General features: G+C 67.9%; 18 protein-coding genes. 10 read left to right on the forward strand and 8 right to left on the reverse strand.

The annotated features are described in order from the left end of the window. Positions 1-99: 99 nt before the first annotated feature. From ACH438_RS17035 to ACH438_RS17055, 5 genes are all read right to left on the reverse strand, one after another. Positions 100-1,254, reverse strand: a complete 1,155-nt coding sequence (locus ACH438_RS17035) for a YhgE/Pip domain-containing protein (RefSeq protein WP_397006114.1) — start codon at positions 1,252-1,254, stop codon at positions 100-102. A gap of 74 nt (positions 1,255-1,328) precedes the next feature. Continuing rightward, a complete protein-coding gene (locus ACH438_RS17040; protein ID WP_397006116.1) occupies positions 1,329-2,675 on the reverse strand; it encodes a sensor histidine kinase in 1,347 nt (448 codons plus the stop codon). A gap of 10 nt (positions 2,676-2,685) precedes the next feature. Next, entirely contained in the window at positions 2,686-3,393 is a 708-nt protein-coding gene (locus tag ACH438_RS17045; protein ID WP_397006118.1) for a response regulator transcription factor, read from the reverse strand. A 25-nt stretch (positions 3,394-3,418) separates the two neighbouring features. Beyond that, complete coding sequence (locus ACH438_RS17050) at positions 3,419-3,805, reverse strand: hemophore-related protein (RefSeq protein ID WP_397006120.1); 387 nt, start codon at positions 3,803-3,805, stop codon at positions 3,419-3,421. A gap of 248 nt (positions 3,806-4,053) precedes the next feature. Continuing rightward, a complete protein-coding gene (locus tag ACH438_RS17055; RefSeq protein WP_397006122.1) occupies positions 4,054-6,201 on the reverse strand; it encodes an AMP-binding protein in 2,148 nt (715 codons plus the stop codon). 319 nt (positions 6,202-6,520) lie between these two features. Here ACH438_RS17055 and ACH438_RS17060 point away from each other — a divergent pair, with 319 nt between their 5' ends. From ACH438_RS17060 to ACH438_RS17085, 6 genes are all read left to right on the forward strand, one after another. Continuing rightward, entirely contained in the window at positions 6,521-10,966 is a 4,446-nt protein-coding gene (locus ACH438_RS17060) for an ATP-binding protein (protein ID WP_397006124.1), read from the forward strand. After that, on the forward strand, positions 10,963-11,376 hold the full coding sequence (locus tag ACH438_RS17065; RefSeq protein ID WP_029930951.1) for a roadblock/LC7 domain-containing protein: 414 nt from the start codon (positions 10,963-10,965) through the stop codon (positions 11,374-11,376). Before ACH438_RS17060 ends, ACH438_RS17065 begins: the two co-directional genes overlap by 4 nt. A gap of 7 nt (positions 11,377-11,383) precedes the next feature. After that, positions 11,384-11,758 carry a DUF742 domain-containing protein gene (locus ACH438_RS17070; protein WP_067531005.1) on the forward strand — a complete coding sequence of 125 codons (375 nt, stop codon included), beginning with the start codon at positions 11,384-11,386 and terminating at the stop codon, positions 11,756-11,758. Further along, on the forward strand, positions 11,739-12,341 hold the full coding sequence (locus ACH438_RS17075) for a GTP-binding protein (protein ID WP_397006127.1): 603 nt from the start codon (positions 11,739-11,741) through the stop codon (positions 12,339-12,341). The genes ACH438_RS17070 and ACH438_RS17075 overlap by 20 nt, the downstream gene beginning before the upstream one ends. An 89-nt stretch (positions 12,342-12,430) precedes the next feature. Next, positions 12,431-13,981: a carboxyl transferase domain-containing protein gene (locus ACH438_RS17080; protein WP_397006129.1), complete on the forward strand. Its 1,551-nt coding sequence runs from the start codon at positions 12,431-12,433 to the stop codon at positions 13,979-13,981. A 31-nt stretch (positions 13,982-14,012) separates the two neighbouring features. Beyond that, entirely contained in the window at positions 14,013-14,870 is an 858-nt protein-coding gene (locus ACH438_RS17085; RefSeq protein ID WP_397006131.1) for an aldo/keto reductase, read from the forward strand. Here the strand turns inward: ACH438_RS17085 and ACH438_RS17090 are convergent. Then, positions 14,867-16,033 carry an NAD(P)-binding domain-containing protein gene (locus ACH438_RS17090; RefSeq protein ID WP_397006133.1) on the reverse strand — a complete coding sequence of 389 codons (1,167 nt, stop codon included), beginning with the start codon at positions 16,031-16,033 and terminating at the stop codon, positions 14,867-14,869. The two genes, ACH438_RS17085 and ACH438_RS17090, sit on opposite strands and share 4 nt — an antisense overlap. A gap of 28 nt (positions 16,034-16,061) precedes the next feature. On the opposite strand from ACH438_RS17090, the gene ACH438_RS17095 reads away from it, so the two are divergent. The 4 genes from ACH438_RS17095 (at position 16,062) to ACH438_RS17110 (ending at position 20,726) form a co-directional block, all read left to right on the forward strand. Continuing rightward, positions 16,062-16,787 carry an enoyl-CoA hydratase gene (locus ACH438_RS17095; protein WP_397006135.1) on the forward strand — a complete coding sequence of 242 codons (726 nt, stop codon included), beginning with the start codon at positions 16,062-16,064 and terminating at the stop codon, positions 16,785-16,787. Positions 16,788-16,804: 17 nt separating this feature from the next. Beyond that, on the forward strand, positions 16,805-17,950 hold the full coding sequence (locus tag ACH438_RS17100; RefSeq protein WP_397006137.1) for an MBL fold metallo-hydrolase: 1,146 nt from the start codon (positions 16,805-16,807) through the stop codon (positions 17,948-17,950). Between the two features lie 30 nt (positions 17,951-17,980). After that, a complete protein-coding gene (locus tag ACH438_RS17105; protein ID WP_397006139.1) occupies positions 17,981-18,298 on the forward strand; it encodes an antitoxin in 318 nt (105 codons plus the stop codon). Between the two features lie 139 nt (positions 18,299-18,437). After that, positions 18,438-20,726: an ATP-dependent DNA ligase gene (locus tag ACH438_RS17110; RefSeq protein WP_397006141.1), complete on the forward strand. Its 2,289-nt coding sequence runs from the start codon at positions 18,438-18,440 to the stop codon at positions 20,724-20,726. Here ACH438_RS17110 and ACH438_RS17115 read toward each other — a convergent pair. After that, positions 20,723-21,367 (reverse strand): isochorismatase family cysteine hydrolase, encoded by a 645-nt coding sequence (locus ACH438_RS17115; protein WP_397006143.1) that lies wholly within the window; start codon positions 21,365-21,367, stop codon positions 20,723-20,725. The genes ACH438_RS17110 and ACH438_RS17115 overlap by 4 nt on opposite strands. Beyond that, positions 21,354-22,037: a YitT family protein gene (locus ACH438_RS17120; RefSeq protein ID WP_397006145.1), complete on the reverse strand. Its 684-nt coding sequence runs from the start codon at positions 22,035-22,037 to the stop codon at positions 21,354-21,356. The genes ACH438_RS17115 and ACH438_RS17120 overlap by 14 nt, the downstream gene beginning before the upstream one ends. Positions 22,038-22,095 lie beyond the last annotated feature (58 nt).

Genomic DNA, 22,095 nt, shown 5'->3' on the forward strand with positions numbered 1-22,095 from the left:
TGACGCGGGTAGAGAATCTGGTGAAACGGGTCGATTAGAGCAATCCGGACGCAATCTTATCCGGACGAACCGCCGATTGTTGCCAACTATTTGCGAACGTTATTTGCGAACGATCTCCACCGGATCGGTCAGCACCGACGAAATCGCCGCCTGCTGTTGCACTCCGCGCTGCGGCAGCGCCTGCAATGCCTGATTTGCCTGCTTGCCCAAGTTGTTCGACACCGTCTGCAACTGCCCGACCCCGCCGGTCATCGCCTGCAGCGCGGCCGTCAGCTCGGTGCTCGCGGTATCGGCGATCTGCGGAATGCTCTGCGCCAGCTGCGCACCCTGATTCAATTGGACGCTTGCCTCGCTCAATTTGCCTGCGGCATCACGCAGCAACTGCCCGACCTGGGTATCCGAGGTGAGCTGCGTCCCGGTGAGGCTCGCGAAACCCGCCAACTGGGCGTTCGCCTGATTCGCGATGGTCTGCAAACCCTGCAGCTGCGTGATGATCGGCGCCAATTGCGGATCGTTCGCGAAGGGCAGCGCCTGCAGCAGCGGCAGCACCAGATTCAGCCCGCTGCTCAGCCCGCTCGCCGCATTGCCGACCTGCCCGATGGTGACCCCGGTCGAATCCAGCGCCGTGGCCAGCTGATTCGCCTGCGTGGTGGCCGCTCCGAGGGTGCCGTTCAGGGCATCGATGCCCGAGGTCAGCTGTCCCGCACCGGCTTTCGCCTGCTGCAGGAAGTCCAGCATCTGCCCGGCCCCGCCCTGGAACTGGCCGGCGCTGTCGGCCGCGGCCTGTACGCCCGCATTGAGCAGCTGCGAGGTGAACTGGACCTGCGAAACCTGGCCGCGCGCGGCATTCGTGGCGGCGAACAGGCTGTCCAGCCCGGCCGCGCTGATGCGCTTGGTGACGTCGTTGACCGCGTCGTTCACCGTGTCCTTGTCGGCGCGGCGCGCGGATTCCACCGTGACCTGCGCCTTCTGCGGTTTATCGGTGGCCAGCGAGGTGATGTCGGCAGACAGGTCGGCGGGCAGCGTGATGACGGCGGCGTAGTCGGCGGTGCTCGCCGACCCGACCACATGCCATGGGGACCCGCTGTCCTGCAGGGCTTTCGCGATCTTCGCGCCCTGCGGTCCGGTGTCGTGGTTGATGAGTGCGATGCCTGTGGGTGATTTCGCGAGGCGCAGATATCCGACGGCACCCGCGGCAACCACGGCTGCGGCGAGCAGGACGATCAGGGCCCAGCGGGTACGTTTTCCGAACACCGTTCAGACCGTACGGGTATGGATTGTCCGTACCTCTGATGATTGTCTGAGAGTTCGCTAAGGTCTGAATCCCGCTAGGGCCGGGGCCGATCGGGCAGCTCCAGCACCAGCCGCGCCCCGCCGAGCCGGCTGTCCTCGAAATAGGCCCGGCCACCGTGCAATTGTGCCTGCTGCGCGACCAGCGCCAGCCCCAACCCGGACCCGCCCTTGGCGGACTGACTACCGCGGAAGAACCGCTCGAACACCGCCACCCGTTCCGCCGCCGGAATACCCCGGCCATTGTCGTCGACGGCGATCACGATGAACCCGAACGGATTCCGATGCGCCGACACGACGGCCAGGGTGGCCCCGCCGTGCCGCGCGGAATTGGTGAGCGCATTGTCGACGGCCAGCCGCAGCCCGGTGGGCAGGCCGCGGGTGATCAGCTCCGCATCGGTGTCGATGCTCACCTTGAGGGCCGGGAAGTGCCGCATGGCGTCGTGGGCGGCGGCATCGCAGAGTTCGGCGACATCGGTGGCGACGTGGTCGCGCTGATTGCTGAGATCCCCGGCGGCGAGTCGTTCCAGCGCGCCGAGCGTGTTCTCCACGCGTTTCTGCCCGCGCTGCAGGTCGTTCAGGATTTCCCGGCGTTGCGCCTCGTCCAGGTCGAGGGTGCTGAGCACTTCCAGATCGGTACGCATGGCGGTGAGCGGGGTGCGCAGTTCGTGCGCCGAGACGGCGGCGAAGTCGCGGGCGGTCTCCAGTGCTGCGGCGGTTTCGGTCTGCGCCACGTCCACGCGTTCCAGCATGGTGTTGACCGCCTCCGACAGCTTGTCGGCCTCCTTCACGCCCGAACCGTCCACGGGCAGTGGGGCGCCCGGCTCGCCATTGGGCCCGTGCTGGTCCACGGCCTGCGTGAGCAGCACGATGGGCCGCACCGCCCGGCCGCCGAACAGCCAGCCCAGCCCGGCCGCGGCCGCGACGGCCGCCACCGCCGCGAACAGCACGAAGCGCCGCTGCTGCGCGGTGGCCCGATCGGTTTCGGTGGTCGGAATACCCAGCGAGACAATGCGTCCCGTCGGCTGGTTCTCGGTGGTGGTGAGTATCCGGAAGGTATTGCCGCCCACGGTGGCAGTGTGATTCCCGACCGGTTCCGCGGGTAGCTGCGTCGAGGTACTGACCACGGAACCGTCGGCATTGCGCACCGTCAATGCCATTTTGTTATTGGTGCCGAGGATGTTCAGCACCGTCACCGATAAAACGGGTTCGAGCAACACCACCCGCGAGGACACCGCCAGCTGCTGATCCGCCTGCGTGAGATTGTTGCGTTCGATAGCGGAGATGGTGACCCAACTGAGAACGGCCACAATGATTGTCGCGCCCAGTGCCGCGGCACCGGCGACCCTGGTGCGCAGCGAATAGGAGTGGCGGCGCCGCTTCATAGGTCTCGCGTCATTTCGGTGCGCGCAGCACGAATCCGACACCGCGAATGGTGTGCAAAAGCCGCGGGGTGTCGTCGATCTCGAGCTTGCGGCGCAGATATCCGACGAAGACGTCGACCACATTGGTATCGGCCGCGAAATCGTAGCCCCACACCAGTTCCAGCAGTCGTTCGCGGCTCAGCACCACGCCCGCACTGCGCGCCAGGGTGGACAGCAACTCGAATTCCCTTTTGGTGAGCTCGATTTCGCGACCGTGCAGCAATGCCCGGTATCCGGCCACATCGACCTCGAGCGGGCCGACCGAGAGCGCGCCCGGAATCGTGGAGGCGGGCACGTCGGTGCGGCGGCGCAGCAGCGCCTTGATGCGCGCCACCAGTTCGGCGAGCACGAACGGCTTCACCAGATAGTCGTCGGCCCCGGATTCGAGTCCGGCGATCCGGTCGTCGACCGAGCTGCGCGCGGACAGCACGCAGATGGGGACCTCGTTGCCCATGGCCCGCAGAGCCGTGACCACGCCCGCGCCGTCCAGCACGGGCATGTTCATATCGAGCACGATGGCGTCGGGGGATTGCTCGGTGACCGAGCGCAGCGCCTCCGCGCCGTCCCTGGCGATCACCACCTTGAAGCCGGACAGCCGGAGTCCGCGTTCGACGGATGCCAGGACATCCTCGTCGTCGTCGACGACAAGGACCGTAGGTAACTCACCGCGTTCGACCACGGACTCCATTCTGGCAGCCGCTAGCTCAGTAGTTGTGGCACGAGTCGGCGACCTGCTGAACGGTGGCGGCGAGGCCGCCGGCCCGCGGGTCGCTCTGGGCCTTGTTCGCGGCGTCCGGGTTGGCGTCGATGTAGGCCTGCACGTCGGCCTTGCGCTGCTCGGGCGATTCGTCGAACTTGGCCTTGATCTGGGCCTTGGTGTCGGGGTTCTGGTCCAGGTACGAGGCGATGGCCGGGGCCTTGTCGTGCAGCGCGGCGTCGACCTGGGCGAAGCTGCAGGTGGTGTCGAGCAGCGGCGACAGCAGATCCGCGGGGCTCGCCGACGCCGTGGCGGGCACCAGTGCGATGGCGAGCGAGGCGAGCGCGCCCGCGCCGAGTACCGCTGCCGTCCGCCGATTACGCATGAAACTCATTCATCAGGCCTTTCCAGATCGGTCTGGCACGCGGATGATCCGCGCCTGCCCGACGGTAAAGCATCCCGTTGGGGCGCTGATGAACGCCGTCTGAGAAATCTGTGAGGCTGGATTTTCTGCCTCCGCTTCGCTGCGGCGGTTCGCGGCCCTTGTGACCCCGGTTCTTCCCTCCTTCCGCTCCTCCGCTGCGCTCCCCCGCTCCACTCAGTCCAGAACCGGGGCGGGCCGCGAACTTCAGGGTCGCGGCATCAGCTGGTGACGGCTGAATCTCCTGTTGGCATAGGAGGATTCCCGTCGGGGTGCGGGAGGTCGATGCGGCGGATGGGCATGGTCTGGGCGGCGGAGGATTCGGCGGCGGCGATGCGTTCGCGGTCTTCCATCACTGTGACGGCATCGCGGATCTGCTTTTCCAAGGTGGGGAGCATGGCCGAGTCCTCGATGGTGGGCGGCACCTCGTACTCGTCGCCCGCCGCGATCTGACGCATGGTGCGCCGCAGGATCTTTCCGGAGCGGGTCTTGGGCAGGGCGGTCACGGCGACCACGTCGTAGAGGGTGGCGATGGATCCGACGCGCTGGCGCACCCGTTCGATGATCTCGGCGCGCAGCACGCCGGCGTCGATGTCGATACCGGTCTTGAGCACCACGTAACCGATGGGCCGCTGGCCCTTGAGCTCGTCGGGGATGCCGACGACCGCGGTCTCGGCCACGGCCGGATGTCCGGCGATGGCGGCCTCGATACCGCCGGCCGAGAGCCGGTGCCCGGCCATATTGATGACGTCGTCGCTGCGGCCGAGGACGAAGAGGTAGCCGTCCTCGTCGAAGAAGCCGGAGTCGCCGGTCAGGTAGTGGCCGGGATAGGCGGAGAGATAGGAGCGTTCGTAGCGGGCGTCGTCGCGCCAGAGGGTGGTCAGCGTGCCGGGCGGCAGCGGCAGCCCGATGACGATGTTTCCTTCTGTATTAGGGGCGACGGCATTGCCCTCGGAATCCAGTACGCGCAGCCGATATCCGGGCACCGGCACCGAGGCCGAGCCGGGCTTGATCGGAAGTGGTTGCAGCCCGAGCGGATTGGCGCAGATGGGCCAGCCGGTCTCGGTCTGCCACCAGTGGTCGACCACCGGGCAGTCGGGCCGGTCGGCGAGGAGGGTGTCGCGGGCCCATTCATAGGTGGTGGGGTCGAGGCGTTCACCGGCGCAGAAGAGGGCGCGCAGGGTGGACAGGTCACGCCGGTGGGCGAATTCGGCGTCGGGGTCGGCGCGGCGGATGGCGCGCAGCGCGGTCGGTGCGGTGAACATCACGTCGACCTTGTAGTCGTCGACGAGCCGCCAGAAGGTGCCGGGATCGGGGGTACCGATCGGTTTGCCTTCGTAGAGCACGGTTGTCGCGCCGACCAGCAGTGGCGCGTAGACGATATAGGAATGCCCGACGACCCAGCCGATATCGGAGGTCGTCAGCATGACCTGCCCGGCGTGCACGTCATAGATATTGCGCATGGACCAGGCGAGCGCGACCGCGTGGCCGCCGTTGTCGCGCACCACGCCCTTGGGCTTACCGGTGGTCCCGGAGGTGTAGAGGATGTAGAGCGGGTCGGTCGCGGCGAGGGAGACGGGCGCGGCGGGTTCGGCGTCGCGGACCGCGTCCTCCCAGTCGAGCCAGCGGGCGGCCACCGTCTCCGAGGAGGCGGGGAGGTGTTCGGTGGCGGCCTGTTCGGCGGAAAAACGAATGGTGGGGAAGCCTTCGCGCTGTTTCACGAGCACGGTGCGGGGTGCGGTGGTGGCGGCGAGGTCGAGGGCCTGCAGCACGATCGGCGGGTACTCGATGCGGCGGCCGGGTTCCAGCCCCCCTGACGCTGTGATGATGAGCACAGGCTCGGCGTCGTCGATGCGGGCGGCGAGTTCGGGGGCGGCAAACCCGCCGAAGACCACCGAGTGCACGGCCCCGATGCGGGCGCAGGCGAGCATGGCGACCACGGCTTCGGGAATCATCGGCATATATATGACGACACGATCGCCGGTCCGAACACCAAGGCGCAGCATGGATCCGGCAAATCGGGCAACTTCGTCCAGCAACTCGGCATATGTATAGACGCGCCTGGCGCCGGTCATAGCAGAGTCGTATATTAGGGCGGGCTGATCAGCGCGACCACCTTCGCGACCACCGGTTGATTCCCCAGCCGGGTCTTCCTGGGGTGTGATCTCGCGCACATGCCGATCCAGCGCGTTGTAGGAGGTGTTGAGGCGAGCATCGGGAAACCACCGAGCCGTCGGGCGGGCCGTGGTGTCGAGAATCTGCGTGGGAGGCACATCCCAGCTGATGAACTCGGCCGCGGTGCGCCAGAACTCCGAGGGATCGACCAGGCTGACCTGATAGGCCGGCCGATACTCCTGCTTCGCGTTCAACCCCGTGACTCCCTAGCTCCGCCTCGATGCCCGCCTCGATAGATCTGCCTGATTGTGGCAGACTTCACGCGACGTCCGGGCGGACGCCGCGACCTTTGATTTTGCCTGGAATCGGCAGGTCAGAGCCCGGTGGTTGCCAAGAAGTCACACAAGAAGTTATTGATCCGTTAGAATCGCATGTCACATATTTCGGCCGTCTTGGACGCAATTTCTCGGCCAGCCGCAGTTCTCGGCCAGCTCTGTCTGTCGAGCCCAGCGTGCGATCGCGGAGGCTCGCTGATGGCGCGTGGCTTGGGCCAGTTTGGAAAGTGAGTGGGAGATGCGTGACGCCGCTAGGTCCGGCAGCAATAGGCGCTGGGCGCTGAGCAACTGGGACCTGCGCTGGAAGGTTACGGCGGTGCTCGCCGTGCCGCTGCTGGTCGCGGTGGTGCTGGGTGCGTCCAGGATCTCGGCGGAATTCGCCGACTCCAGCCGGCTCTCGACGGCAGTCGATCACGTCGGGGTCATCCCGGCGATCACGGGTTTGAGTGCGACCGCGGGCCAGGTGGCCTCCGGTCAGATGGTCATGCTGGGCGCCAATCAGTCGATGACGTCCGATCCCGAACTCGCGCAGTTGGACACCTCGATCCAGTTCGCCGAGAAAGCCGCGTCCCGCCTGAGCGATGTACCGAGCGCGCGGGCCGCGCTCGACGAGATGATCGTGGGCGCCAAGGCGATCCGGGCCCAGGGCCTGGCCCCCTCCGCATCGATTCCGGACACGGTCGCGCAGGAAGAGAAGATCCGCGGCGACAGCGTCAAGACGGTGGAGAACATCGTCTCCAGCATCGCCGACAAGAGCGTGGACCAGTCCAAACTGCAGCTGGTCGACTCGCTGAACGCCCGCTGGATGCTGTTCAACGAGGTCGCCGGCATGGCCGAGGCGCTACGCAACAACCCCAAGGACGGGTTGAAGGACATCCAGATCGCGGTGAACACCGAGCGCCAGATGCTGGCCGTGCTCGCGCACCGCTTCAAGGATGGCGACCCGATCATCTCGGATCTGCAGAAGGCGGCCGACAACCGCGTGCAGTTGGTCAACGGCCCGCAGGCGCAGGCCGGGCAGCTGCCGGTGTCGGATCTGAAGGACTCGCTGGTCGCGAGCATCGACAACTATCAGAGCATTGCGACCAACTCCACCAAGGACATCGTGTCCCGCGTGGATGATCTGGCCGCGCAGGCGCGTTCGGGCGCCATCCGCTACTCCATCATCGTCATCGCCACCATTCTGGGCGCGCTGGCGCTGGCCGTGCTGATCGCGCGCGCGATGATCGTGCCGCTGCGCCGTCTGCGCCTGGCCGCCCTGCGCGTCGCCGAATACGACCTCGGCCAGGAGGTCGCCGCCCTGCGTGAGGGCGCCGACCCGGAAGACGTTCCGCTGGAACCCATGCCGGTGCACACCGACGAGGAGATCGGCCAGCTGGCCCGCGCCGTCGACGACATCCACGGCCAGGCGCTGCGCCTGGCCGCCGACCAGGCCGCCATGCGTACCCAGGTCAACGACATGTTCGAGACCCTGGCCCGCCGATCCAAATCGCTCGTCGATCACCAGCTCTCGCTCATCGAGGCGATGGAGTACGACGAGAAGGACCCGCGCCTGCTCGAAAACCTCTTCCGCCTGGACCATCTCGCCGCGCGTATGCGCCGTAACGGCGACAACCTGCTGATTCTGGCCGGCACCAAGCAGCGCCGCACCAAGTCGGCGCCGGTCGAGATCGCCGACGTGCTGCGGGCCGCCATCTCCGAGGTCGAGGACTACGAGCGGGTCAAACTGGGTGCGACGCCGCGTGGTTCGCTGGTCGAACCGGCCGCCTCCGATATGGCGCACCTGTTCGCCGAGCTGCTGGACAACGCGCTGCGCGCCTCGCCGCCGGAGACGGACGTCAAGTTCACCTTCGCGCAGGCGCACGATCAGGGCCTGCTCATCGAGGTCGCGGACCGCGGCATCGGTATGCCGCCGTCCGAAATGGCCGAGATCAACCGGCGTCTGGAAGCAGTCGCCGAGGTCGGTCCGGATACCGCCCGCCACATGGGCCTGTTCGTGGTCGGCCGGCTGGCCGAGCGGCACGGCCTGACCGTGCGGCTGCGCCCGACCTTCGACACCGCGCGCGATCCCGGTGTGACCGTGACCGTGCACGTGCCGAAGCCGTTGATCGTGGCGCAGGGTGGCACCATCTCGGTGCCGCCGCAGCCGAATCCGATGACGCCGAACCCGGATCCGGCCGCCGCCCCGCAGGGTGCGGGCAATCAGGCGGGTGCGCCGTCCTCCATGCAGATGCGTGCGGTCACCCGCACGGCGACCGGCAATGTGATGGTCACCGTGGATCCGGGTGTGAGCGGGCCGATTCCGGCGAACGCGGCGCCGTCCGTGTCCGCGCCGCCGGCTCCCGCGGCCCCGGCACCGGCCGCCGCCAGTGCGGCGACCGGTCTGCCGCAGCGCAATCCGGGTGCCGCGGCGCCGGGTATCTCCGGGCCGGGTGGCGGACTGCCGCAGCGGCAGCCGGGCGTGAACGGCCCGACCGTGAAGCACACCGTGGCCGCTCCGGTGGCCCCGGGCGGTGGAAGACCCGGCGGCCTACCTCAGCGCGAGCCGGGTGCGCACGGTCCGGCCGCGCCGCAGTCGCAGCCGGCAACGAACCTTCAGCCGCGGCAGCCGGGCGAGGCCCCGGCCGCACCGCGGGGTGGTCTCGCCGCGAACATGCTCAAGCGCCAGGGCGGCGGCACACTGCCGCAGCGACCGGGCGCACCGGGGGAGCCGGGCCAGGGTGGCGGATTGCCGCCGCGCGGTCCGGGGGGACCGGGTTCGATGCCCGGGCAGAACCAGTCGGGCGGATTGCCGCCGCGTGGCCCCAACCCCTCGGTCGGACTCCCGCAGCGCGGGGACTCGGCCGGTGGGCTGCCTCAGCGCAATCCGGGCGCCAATGGCGCGCCGGGGGCGAACGGTGCGCCGCGGGATCCGAATTCGGGCCTCCCGCAGCGTCCTGCCGCCGGTGGGCAAGCGCTGGGTGGTGGAGCGGCGCAGCGTGAGCCGGGCGCCAATGGCGCGCCGTCCCGCGACTCCCGCGACTCCTCCGCCACCAAGCGTGAGGGTGGCCCGGGTAACGGCCTGCCGCAGCGGGATTCCGCCGTGGGCGGCCTGCCGCAGCGTGACGGTGGCAATGGGCTGCCCCAGCGCGACGGTGGTTTGCCGCAGCGTGATTCCGGTCCGATCCGTCGTGACCCGTCCGCGGGTGGCTTGCCGCAGCGTGACGTGAGTGGCGGCTTGCCGCAGCGTGATGGTGGTCTGCCGCAGCGTGATGGTGGTCTGCCCCAGCGCGATGGCGGGTTGCCTCAGCGTGATAGCGGCTTGCCGCAGCGTGATTCGGGTCCGACTCGTCGTGATCCGGCCGCGGGTGGCTTGCCGCAGCGGGATGCCAGTGGTGGTCTGCCCCAGCGCGATGGTGGTCTGCCCCAGCGTGACGGTGGCTTGCCGCAGCGTGATGGCGGCAGCGGGCTTCCGCAGCGCGACGGCGGTGCGCCGCAGCGCGATAGCGGGTTGCCGCAGCGTGACGTGAGTGGTGGTCTGCCGCAGCGTGATGGTGGGTTGCCGCAGCGCGATGGCGGGTTGCCGCAGCGTGATTCCGGTCCGACTCGTCGTGATCCGGCTGCGGGTGGCTTGCCGCAGCGCGACGCGAGTGGTGGCTTGCCGCAGCGGGATGCCAGCGGTGGTCTGCCGCAGCGTGATCCGGGCGTCAATGGTCTGACCGATTCGGGCCGGCACGGGCTTCCGCCGCGTGATGGTCTGAGCAGCTTGCCGCAGCGTGATTCCGGCGCGTCCGGGTTGCCGCAGCGGGACCCCGCTGGTGGGGGTTTGCCGCGTCGCAGTCCGGGTGGCAATGGTGCGCCGCAGGCGGAGTCGCCGTTCGGTGGCAGCCTGCCGCAGCGTGATGGTCTGCCGCAGCGTGATCCGGCGGCCGGTGGGCTGCCCAAGCGTGATGGTGGTCTCCCGCAGCGTGATCCGGCCGCGGCCGGTCAAGGCGGCTTGCCGCAGCGGGACACTGGTTTGCCCCAGCAAGCGCGGGGAGGCGGAGCGGATCCGGCTTCCGGCGGTCTGCCGCAGCGGGATCCCGCTGCGGGTGGGCTGCCGCAGCGGCAGCCGGGTGCGGGCGCGCCGGGTCAAGCGCTGGGAGGTGGAGCGGCGCAGCGTGGAACCGGTGGTCTGCCGCAGCGTGATCCGGGTGCGGGTCTGCCGCAGCGTCCCGCGCCGATTCCGGGAGTGGGGTTGTCGCCGAACGGTTCCGATGGCGTGAAGGAGCCGGGCCGGCACAGTTTCCGCTCGAATCCGCAGAAGGCCGCCTCGTTCTTCCAGACGCGGCTGCAGCCGGCGGACGCCGGTGACCCCATCATGGGCGGCACGCCGATCTTCGCTGAGATGATGTCGGCATGGTTGTCCGATCCGAATGCCGACCGGTCCCAGGTGGCCTCCTCCTTCGAATCACCGGGTGATGAGGGTTGGCAGGCCGCGCGGCGCGCGGTGGAGTCCTCGGCCGAGAAGCGGACGGCCGCCGGTCTGCCGCAACGCGATCCGGGTAACCGACTTGTTCCCGGCGGTGTGAACGGAAACGCTGACAAGGCACCCCATCGGGACCCAGAATCCATCAGGTCAAGTCTGAGTCGTCACCAGCAGGGCGTCCGGGATGGCCGCGCGATGAAAGCTATGAACCTAACCGGAGATAAAGGAGACCGATGAACCCCGATCTAGGTGGAACGAAGCGTCAGCTGGATTGGCTGGTTTCGAACTTCGCCAATGAGGTTCCCGGCGTTGCGCATGCTGTGCTCGTTTCGGCGGACGGCCTGCTCATGGCCGCGAGCGCGCAGCTTCCAGTGGACCGTGCCGAACAGCTGTCCGCGGTGACCGCGGGGCTCGCGAGCCTCTCGGTGGGTGTGTCGAACCTTTTCGAAGGCGGCACCGTGTTGCAGTCGGTCGTCGAGATGGAGCACGGCTACCTGCTGCTCATGGCGGTCGGTGACGGCTCCTACCTCGCGGTGCTGACGAATACCTCGTGTGACATCGGACAGGTGGGATACGAGATGGCGTTGTTGGTCGAGCGGGTGGGCCAGACAGTCCAGGCCACACCTCGCGTCACGATGGGTTCCTGATGGCGGGATGGACATAGACAACGAACGAGTAGGGAGCGCCGAACCGAGCTTGGTTCGCCCCTATTCACTGACGGCCGGTCGGACACGGCCGAAGGTGGAGCTCGCCTTGGAGGCGCTCGTCGCATCGCATCCGGTCGCCTTGGAGCGGCAGTTCGAACTCACCAACATCGAGACGTCAATCGTGGAGTTGTGCAGAGAATCGCCGTCGGTTGCCGAAGTAGCCGCACGCCTGGGTATCCCGATCGGGGTCGCCAGGGTGCTGGTCGCCGACCTCATCGAAGCCGGCCATGTGCGGGTATCGGCGACATTGAAAGACGATTCCAGCGACGATGAACGTCGCGAGCTGATCGAAAGGGTTCTCAGTGGACTCCGGCGTATTTGATTCGACGACACACGTCGACACCCGCACCAGCAAGCCTACGTCGGCCAAGATCGTGGTGGCCGGTGGCTTCGGTGTGGGTAAGACGACCTTGGTCGGTGCCGTGTCGGAGATCGTTCCGCTGCGCACCGAGGCGTTGGTGACCAATGCCAGTGTGGGCGTGGACTCCCTGACGGGAGTCCCGTCGAAGGCCACCACTACGGTGGCCATGGATTTCGGCCGTATCAGCCTGGCCGACGACCTGGTGCTGTACCTGTTCGGTACGCCGGGTCAGTATCGCTTCTGGTTCATGTGGGACGACCTGATCCGTGGCGCCATCGGCGCGGTGGTGCTGGTCGACACCCGCCGGCTGGAGGACAGTTTCGCCGCCGTCGACTACTTCGAGGCGCGGCACCTACCCTTCCTGGTGGCCATCAACGAGTTCGACGATGCGCCACGGTATCCGGTCGAGGACATCCGGGCGGCACTCGCGGTGCCGGCCGATGTCCCGATCCTCTCCATCGACGCGCGCCGCCGGGAGCCTGTGAAGCAGGCCCTGGTCGCCGTCACCGAGTACGCGCTGCGCAAGGTCGTGCAGGGCTACTAGTTTCACCTGTGCGGGGCTACTGGTCATAGCTGTCGCACGCAGACTTCTGGTAGAGCTGTGCAGGGCTACCGGCAAGCTAAGCTCGCGCCGTGAAGATCTCGGCGCGAGAACTGTTCGGCGAATTGCTCGATCCCGGTTCGTTCGTGAGCTGGGATCGACCGCCGGTATCGGTACCTGTGTCCGCCAGGTACGAGGAGGAACTGCAGGCTGCCGCGGCAACGGCGGGCGTCGACGAGTCGGTGCTCACCGGGGAGGGGTTGCTGCGCGGACGGCGGGTCGCGGTGATCGCCTGCGAGTTCGGTTTTCTCGCGGGTTCGATCGGCATCGCCGCCGGGGAACGCATCGTGTCCGCGGTCGAGCGCGCCACCGCGCAGGGGCTGCCGCTGCTTGCCTCGCCGACCTCGGGTGGTACCCGGATGCAAGAGGGCACAATCGCTTTCGTGCAGATGGTGAAGGTGGCCGGCGCCCTCGCGACGCACAAGGCGGCGGGTCATCCGTATCTGGTGTACTTGCGTAATCCGACCATGGGCGGGGTGTTCGCGTCCTGGGGTTCGCTGGGGCACATGACATTTGCGGAGCCGGGGGCCTTGATCGGGTTCCTGGGGCCGCGGGTCTACAAGGCGCTGTACGGCCGCAGTTTTCCTGAGGGCGTGCAGACGGCCGAGAATCTGTACCGCAATGGCGTGATCGACGGTGTGGTGCCTGTCCCGGTCTTCCGCCGCATCGTGCACCGCGCGCTCACGGTCTTCCTGGACGGTCCGCTGCCGCTGCCCGAAAAGGAAAGCGACCCAAACCGATCCAGTAATGGGGTGGGCGACTTCCTGGCCGGTCACGAGGAGGGGCCTGCGCTGCTGGACGTCCTGGATGTGCACGCCTGGCAGTCGGTCCTCATCTCCCGGCGTGCGGATCGCCCGGGTACTCGTGAACTGCTGCGGCACGCCACCGAGCGAGTTCCCTTGTCCGGCACCGGACAAGGCGAACTGGATCGCACGATCGTGCACGCGCTGGCCCGTTTCCGGGGTCAGCCCTGCATCGTCTTCGGTCACGACCGCGCGGGTCAGTCGCCGGACAACACCATGGGCCCGGCCGCTCTCCGAGAAGCCCGCCGCAGCATGCACCTGGCCGCCGAACTCCGGGTTCCCCTGGTGCTGGTCATCGATACCGCGGGCGCTTCCCTGTCGCGGGAGGCGGAGGAGCGTGGCCTGGCGCCCGAAATCGCCCGCTGCATAGCCGATCTCGTGACTCTGGATACTCCGACGGTGTCGGTCCTGCTGGGTCAGGGCAGTGGCGGCGGCGCGCTCGCCCTGCTGCCGTGCGATCGGGTGCTGTCCGCGGCGAACGGCTGGCTCGCCCCGCTGCCGCCGGAGGGCGCGAGCGCCATCGTCTACCGCGATACCTTCCACGCCCCGCAACTGGCAGCCGCACAGCGCATTCGCGCCTCGGATCTGAAGGCCGACGGCATCGTCGATCGCATCGTGCACGAGTACCCGGATGCGGCGGATGAACCGGTTGATTTCGCGTTGCGCATGGTGGAGGCCATTGCCGAGGAGCTGGCCGGCCTCACCGCGACTCCGGTGGAGAAGCTGGTGGCCGATCGGCACCGCCGCTATCGCCGCTTGGGCCTGTCTGCTGAGAGTTAACTGACCCTCATCTGGTGCTACGGTCGGAATGGTGACTTACCGCAGTGAGACCAGCGATATCCCCGCGATCGTCCTCAATGACGGCCAGGTCATGCCGAAGCTCGGGTTCGGTGTGTACAAGGTCGTCGGTGACGAGGCCGTGGGCACCATTCACACCGCTCTGGAACTCGGCTACCGCAGCATCGACACCGCCTCGTTCTATGGGAACGAGGAAGAAGTCGGCCGGGCGATCGCGGAATCGGGTCTGCCGCGCGATGAGGTGTTCGTCACAACCAAGCTATGGAACGCCGATCAGGGTTATGACGCGGCCATGCGCGCGTTCGACACCAGCCTGAAGCGGCTGGGCCTCGATTACCTGGATCTGTTCCTCATCCACTGGCCGGTCCCGTCGGCGGATCTGTACGTCGATACTTTCCGTGCGCTGCAAGCGCTGAAGCGGCAGGGCCGTGTGGTCTCGATCGGAGTCTCGAACTTCAAGAAAGCGCACTTGGAGCGGGTCATGGCCGAGACCGGTGAGACGCCCGCCGTCAATCAGGTTGAGCTGCACCCCTACTACGCGCAGGCCGAGCTGCGCGCCTTCCATGCCCAGCACGGCATCGTCACCGAGGCGTGGAGTCCGCTGGGCCGTGGCACCGAGTTCAACGATTCCGTGATCATCGGTCTCGCCGCCAAATACGAGCGCACGCCGGCGCAGATCATCCTGCGCTGGCACATGCAGCTGGGCAATGTGGCGATTCCGAAATCCATGACCCCGTCCCGCATGGCGGAGAACCTGGCGGTCTTCGATTTCGAGCTGACCGGCCGCGAGATGACCCAGATCGCCGCCATCGACAAGGACGGCCGTCAGGGCGGCGACCCGGACACGTTCGCCATGGACGCGCCCGTTTAGTGCGTCGCGGTCCGAATCCCCAGGTATTCGGTCAATTCCACGGCGGCCGCTCGTCCCGCCCGATTTGCCCCGATTGTGCTGGCGGACGGTCCGTAGCCGATGAGATGGATCCGCGGATCCGCGGCCACCTGCGTCGCGAGCCGCCCGGTCATGGTGATTCCGCCACCCGGCCCGCGCAGTCGCAGCGGCGCGAGATGGTCCAGCGCACTGCGGAATCCGGTGGCCCACAGGATCACGTCGGCCCGCTGGAAACTCCCGTCGGCCCAGCGCACACCCTCCGGCTCGATCTCCGCGAACATCGGATGCCGTTGCAGCACACCGCGTTCCCGGGCCGCGCGGATCCGATCGTTCTCCGGCAGCCCGGTCACCGACACCACCGATCCCGGCGGTAGCCCGCGCCGCACCCGGTCCTCGACCATGGCGACCGCGCGCCGCCCGTCCTCGGCCGCGAATTCGCCGGTGCGGAAGACGGGTTCGCGCCGGGTCACCCAGGTGGTGGTGGCGACCTCCGAAATCTCGTCCAGCAGTTGGATGGCCGTGATCCCGCCGCCGACCACGACCACGTGCTGCCCCGTGAATTCCGTTGCGCTGTGGTAGTCGTGGGCGTGCAGTTGCCGTCCGGCGAAGGTCTCGGCGCCCCGGTAGTAGGGGATGAAGGGTTTGTCCCAGGTGCCGGTGGCGTTCACCAGTCCGCGGGTGCGGATCGGGTCGCCGGGTTTCACCTCGGCGTGCAGCAGTCCGTCGACTTCGGCATTGGGGCAGGTGGCGGTGGTGGCGCGGTCGCAGACGACGGTCACCGAGACGGGCCGGTGCACCCGCAGGTCGAAGGTCTTCTCGTAGAGCGCGAAATAGTGCGGTACGGCCGTCGCGGCCTGCGCGTTCGCGGATCCGTCGGGCAGGGTTTCGGCGAACGACATTCCCGGCAGATCATGCACCCGGTTCACTGTGCTCAATGTCAAAGACGGCCACCGGAACTGCCAGGCCCCGCCGGGCGCGGGAGCGTGGTCGACAATGAGAAAGTCCTGTTCGGGCCGTAATCCGAGCCGTTTCAGGTGGTAGCCGACGGAGAGTCCGGCCTGCCCCGCACCGATCACGAGGATGTCGACATCGGGTGTTGCTGTCACGGGCCCGACGTTACGCGCGCTTAGAGTGGGGTTGACCATGGGTAGGCAGCACAGTGGGGAAGGGCAAATGCTCGGTATCAGCCGCGATGGTGAGGTCGTCACCATCGAACTGCAGCGTCCGGAACGCCGGAACGCACTCAATGAAGCGCTGGTCGGGGAGCTGCGTGCGGCGATCGAGGACGCGGCCGCGACCGCGCGGGTGATCGTGCTGACCGGCCAGGGCCCGCTGTTCAGTGCGGGCGCGGATCTGGACGGGGTGTATTCGGACAGTTTCCTGTCCGGATTGCTCGGCATGCTGCGCGCCATCGAGACGGCGCCGGTACCGGTGATCTCGGCGATCAACGGCGGGGCGTTCGGTGCGGGTGTGCAACTAGCCTTGGCGTCGGACCTACGGGTCATGACGCCCGACTCGTTCATTGCCATTCCGGCCGCGAAACTCGGTATCTCCGTTGACCGTTGGACGGTGCGGCGACTGGCCGCGCTGCTCGGGCCGGGTCCGGCGCGCACGGTGCTGCTGGGCGCCGAGCGGGTCCAGGCCGCGGACGCCTACGCGTTCGGGTTCGCCAACAAGATCGGAACCCTGGCGGACGCGCAGACCTGGGCTAAGCAGATCGCCGAGCTGGCGCCGCTCTCGCTGCGGCATATGAAGCTCGTGTTCAACGATGACGACACCCGCGGCCTGGACACGCCGGAGCAGACGGCGGCCCTGGCCGCGGCCTGGTCCAGCGCGGACGCCCAGGAGGCGCGCGTGGCCCGGCTGGAGAAGCGCCCGGCGAAGTTCGCCGGCCGATGAACAGGAAGCGCATGGGGATGAATCCGCGGAGACTGGTGGGTATGGCTGCGGGTACTTTCGGTATTTCCTGGTTGGTCCGGGCGGCGTGGGGGATTCCCTCCGCCATGGGCGCGTCGGTGTCGGCGATCGCGCCGACCGCGCGGGGCGCCACCACCTATCGCAATCGGCAGTTCCACAACACCGAACCGAGCACGCAGATCTCGGGTTCGATGGTGGAGGTGCTGTATCAGCTGGCGACACAGCGCAATCACGGCCGCCCGCCGGGCGTGATCCCGCTGGAGCAGCCGGCCCTGCCGGAGCAGGCCGGCGATCTGGCGGTCACCTGGTACGGGCACGCCACCTGCCTGGTGGAGGTGGACGGCTACCGCGTGCTCACCGATCCGGTGTGGAGCGAACGGGTTTCGCCGTCCGCGCTGGTGGGCCCGGCCCGGTTGCATCCGGTGCCGTCGCCGCTCGAGGACCTGCCGCCGCTGGACGCCGTGCTCATCTCGCACGACCACTACGACCACCTGGACCGCGACACCGTGGACGGGCTGGTCAGTACCCAGCAGGCCGTGTTCATCGTGCCGATCGGTATCGGCGCGCATCTGCGGCACTGGCAGGTGCCCGAGGATCGCATCGTCGAATTGGATTGGGCCGCTTCGGTTTCGCTGTCCGAACTGGGCCGGGATCGTGGTGACGGCACCGATCTGGTGATCACCTGCTCGGAGGCGCGGCACTTCTCGGGCCGCGGCCTGGTGCGCAATACGACGCTGTGGGCGTCCTGGTCCATCACCGGCCCGACCCGGCGCGTCTACTTCGGCGGCGACACCGGTTACACCAAGGCCTTCGCGGAGGCGGGGGCCCGGCTGGGCCCGTTCGATCTCACCCTGCTGCCCATCGGCGCCTACGACAAGCACTGGCCCGACATCCACATGAACCCCGAGGAGGCCGTGCGGGCGCACTCGGATCTGTGTGTCGGCGACCCCGGGTACGGGGTGCTGGTGCCGATTCACTGGGCGACCTTCAATCTGGCCTTCCACGGCTGGTCCGAACCGGTCCAGAGGTTGGTGGCCGCGGCCCAGGAGGCGGGGACACGCATCGCCGTGCCGAAGCCGGGGCAGCGGATCGACCCGATTGGCCTCCCACCACGGGATTCGTGGTGGGAAGATGTTCGCCAGTGACCGAAGACCGAGAGTGAGAGGAGCAGGGCTGTGGGTTTTGTTGATTCCCTCAAGGGACTGGTCGGCAAGGGCAAGGAAGTGGCGGCCCAGAACGCCGATAAAATCGAGCAGGCGGTGGACAAGGCCGGTGCGGCCATCAAGGAGAAGACCGGCGGCAAGTACGACGCGCAGATCGACAAGGGTGCGGAAGCGGTGAAGCACGCCATCCCGACCGACGAGTCGGCTCCGGCGGCAGCTCCCGCCGAGGCGGCAGCGGCTCCGGCCGAGCCCGCGCCCGCGGAAGCGCCGGCCGAACCGGCCCCGGAACCCGCGCCGGAAGCGCCGTCGGGCGAGCAGCCTCCGGCCTAGTCCCGGGGGCGGTTGTACGGGTCGTTCGGGTGCGGCTGGGGTGCCGCAGGTGATCTGAACGGCCCGTTGACTTTTCGCGGGTGTGCCGGGTTACGGCGAGTACCGCAGTTTTGTCGGTGCGCGCCCGTAAACTGCTGTTATGTCCTCCCGCAGGGATTTCGGGGGTATCGAGGTTGCGCTGACCAACCTCGGCAAGGTGCTGTACCCGGCCACGGGTACCACCAAGGGAGAGGTCATCGACTACTTCACGGCCATAGCGCCGGCATTGCTGCCGCATATCGCGGGGCGGCCGGTGACGCGGAAGCGGTGGCCGAACGGGGTGGACGAGCAGTCGTTCTTCGAGAAGAACCTGCCGGAGCATGCCCCGAAGTGGATCGAGCGCTACACCGTTCAGCATTCCGACCGGCCGGTGGTGTACCCGGTCTTCGATTCGGTGGCCGGCCTGGCCTGGCTCGGCCAGCAGGCGGCGCTGGAACTGCATGTGCCGCAATGGCGCTTCGACGGCGCGGAAGTCGGTGACATCACCCGCCTGGTCTTCGACCTCGATCCCGGGCCCGGCGCGGGCCTGGCGCAATGCGCCGAGGTCGCGCTCATCCTGCGCGATGTGGTGCACGAGGTGGGCCTGACGGCGTATCCGGTCACCAGCGGCTCCAAGGGAATTCACGTCTACGTGCCCCTCGACCGCAAGCTCGGCCCGAACGGGGCCTCCGCGGTCGCCAAGCAGGTGGCCACCAATCTGCAGCAGCTGCGGCCGCAACTGGTCACGGCGACCATGGCCAAATCCGCCCGGGAGGGCAAGGTTTTCCTGGATTGGAGCCAGAACAATCCGGCCAAGACCACCATCGCCCCGTATTCCTTGCGCGGCCGCACCGAACCGTGGGTGGCCGCACCGCGCAGCTGGGACGAGATCGAGGACCGGAAACGCCTGCGGCACCTGCACTTCGACGAGGTGCTGAAACGCTTCCAGGCCCAGGGCGACCTGCTCGCCGAGCTCGACGAGGACCTGCCGGCGCGGGCGCCGGACCGCCTCGACACCTACCGTTCCATGCGTGACCCGGACCGCACGCCGGAACCCGTGCCCGCCACCGCGCCCGCACCGAGCGCCGGGAATCGCTATGTGGTCCAGGAACATCGGGCCCGGCGGCTGCACTACGACCTGCGCCTGGAGCGGGACGGCGTCCTGGTGTCCTGGGCCGTGCCCAAGGGCCCGCCGACCGATACCCACGAGAACCGGCTGGCCGTGCACACCGAGGATCACCCCCTGGAGTATCTCGAATTCCACGGCTCGATTCCCAAGGGGGAGTACGGGGCCGGGCAGATGACGATCTGGGATACCGGTACCTACGAGACCGAGAAATGGCGCGACGACGAGGTCATCGTGCGCCTGCACGGAGAACGGCTGGACGGGCGGTACGCGCTCATCCAGACCAACGGCAATCAGTGGCTCATGCACCTGATGAAGGATCAGCGCGCTGATTTCCGGGAAGGCAGTGGATCTCCGGAAGGTAATGGCGCGCAGCCGAAGCCGGTGACACGGTCGGAGACCGCCATGCCGCACGGGATCACGCCCATGCTGGCGACCCCCGGCGACGTCTCGACCCTGGACGCGGAGCACTGGGCCTTCGAGACCAAATGGGACGGCTTCCGCCTGATCGCCGAGATCGAGGACGGCGCGGTGACCCTGCGCAGCCGCGCGGGCCTGGTGGTGACCGGCAAATACCCCGGTGTGGCCGTGCTCGGCCAGGAGCTCTCCGGCCACCGCGCGGTGCTGGACGGTGAGGCGGTGGTCTTCGACGATCACGGTGCGGCGAATATCGGCCTGCTCCGCGAGGATTCGGGCCGCGCCGTCTTCCTGGCCTTCGATCTGCTGTATCTCGACGGCACCTCGCTGGTGCGCAAACGCTACGAGGATCGCCGCCGGGTGCTGGAAGCGCTGGCGGCGCAGGCGCCCTCGCTCATCGTCCCGCCGCAGTTGAAAGGCTCGGGCGCGGAGGCCTTGCGGTACAGCCAGGAGTACGGGATGGAAGGCGTGGTGGCGAAGCGCCGTGACTCCATCTACCTACCGGGCAAGCGCGGCCAGTCCTGGGTCAAGACCCGCAATTGGCGCACCCTCTCGGTGGTGGTCGGCGGCTATCGCCGTTCGACGGCAAGGCAATTCGCGTCCCTGCTGGTCGGTGTGCCGCACGATGGCGACCTGTTCTACCTGGGCCGGGTCGGCACCGGATTCACCGAGCAGGAGCTCAACGAGTTGTCGGGCAGGCTGCATCGGCTGGAACGCAAGACCAGCCCGTTCGGCAATCGGCTCACCGCGGACGAGACCAAGGACGCGGTCTGGGTGAGCCCGAAGCTCACCGGCACGGTGCGTTTCATGAACTGGACCGAGACCGGACGCCTGTGGCATCCGGCCTGGATTCCGTCGTCGGATTAGCCGGTCTTCTCCAGCAGCGGCACCAGGGTGTCGGTGTCGGTGACCATGGCATTGCCCTGGAAGGCGAATTCGTCCCAGGCGCGGGCCAATCCGGCCTGGTCGCGGCCGCCGACGCCGTCCCGCACCACGACCGGGATGAAGCCCAGATCGGTGGAATGCGCGACCGTGGGCGCGATGCCGATCTCCAGGGCGACGCCCACGATGGCGTAGGCGCCGATCCCCAGGTCGCGCAGGGTCGAGGCGAGCGGGGTGCCCTCGAAGGCCGACATGGTGGTCTTGTCGAGCACGATCTCGTCGGCGCGGGGTTGCAGTTCCGGTACCAGCTGGGCGCCGTGACTGTCGCGCTGCAGGATGGGCGTGACCGCGTCGACCGTGTCGACGCCCTGCCAGTTCATGGCCATGCGCAGGGCGAAGGCGCCCATGAACCGCTTGGGCAGGAACATGTGCCGCAGGAAGACGATCGGATAGCCGCCGCGGCGGGCGGCCTCGACCACCCGGACCACGCGGTCGATGATCTGCTGCCCGTCGTCCAGCTGGGACAGCACGCCGACCTGCATGTCGTACACGACGAGCGCCAGGCGCTCGGGCGCGCACACGTCCTCGAGCGTCTCCGGAATGTCCAGCCCGTTACCGTGTCGCATCGCTCTCCGTTATCGGTAGCTCCCACAAGGCGTTTCGATCTTCCACCCTACCCGGCTCCGATTCGGCGGCCCGCTGAACGGTGTGGAATCCGGGCAGGTGGTCGTGGACGAGCGGGATGAGCAGGTGGATGAGCGGCCCGATGCCGAGCGCGTACAGCACGGTACCGACGCCCACGCTGCCGCCCAGCAGGAAGCCGATGGTCAGCACGGTCACTTCGATGCTCGTGCGGATGAGCCAGACCGGGCGGCCGGTGCGCCGGACCAGTCCAGTCATCAGGCCATCGCGCGGGCCCGGCCCGAAGCCCGCGCCGATGTAGAGCACCGAGGCGATCGCATTGAGGACCACCGCGCCGAGCATGGCGCCGATGCGCAGCGGCAGGCCCTCGAGCTGCGGCAGCCAGTTCAGGCCCGCGTCCACCGATACCGCGATGACGAAGACATTGCTGATGGTGCCCAGGCCGGGCCACTGCCGCAGCGGAATCCAGGCCAGCAATACCGCGGCGCCGGTGAGGGCGGTGATGGTGCCGAAGCTCAGCGGGACGTGGTTCGCCACGCCTTGGTGGAACACATCCCACGGGTCCAGGCCCATGGCCGCGCGAATCATCACGGCCATGGAGAACCCGTACAACCACAATCCGGCATAGAGGGCGAGGAGTCGGCGAACCAGCATCGCTCCATCATCGAGGCCAACTGGACCCCGGAAACAGAGCCGGTCAGGGATTGCTGGC

It is taken from the genome of Nocardia sp. NPDC020380 (assembly GCF_044386975.1).
In the GTDB taxonomy this organism is placed as follows: domain Bacteria; phylum Actinomycetota; class Actinomycetes; order Mycobacteriales; family Mycobacteriaceae; genus Nocardia.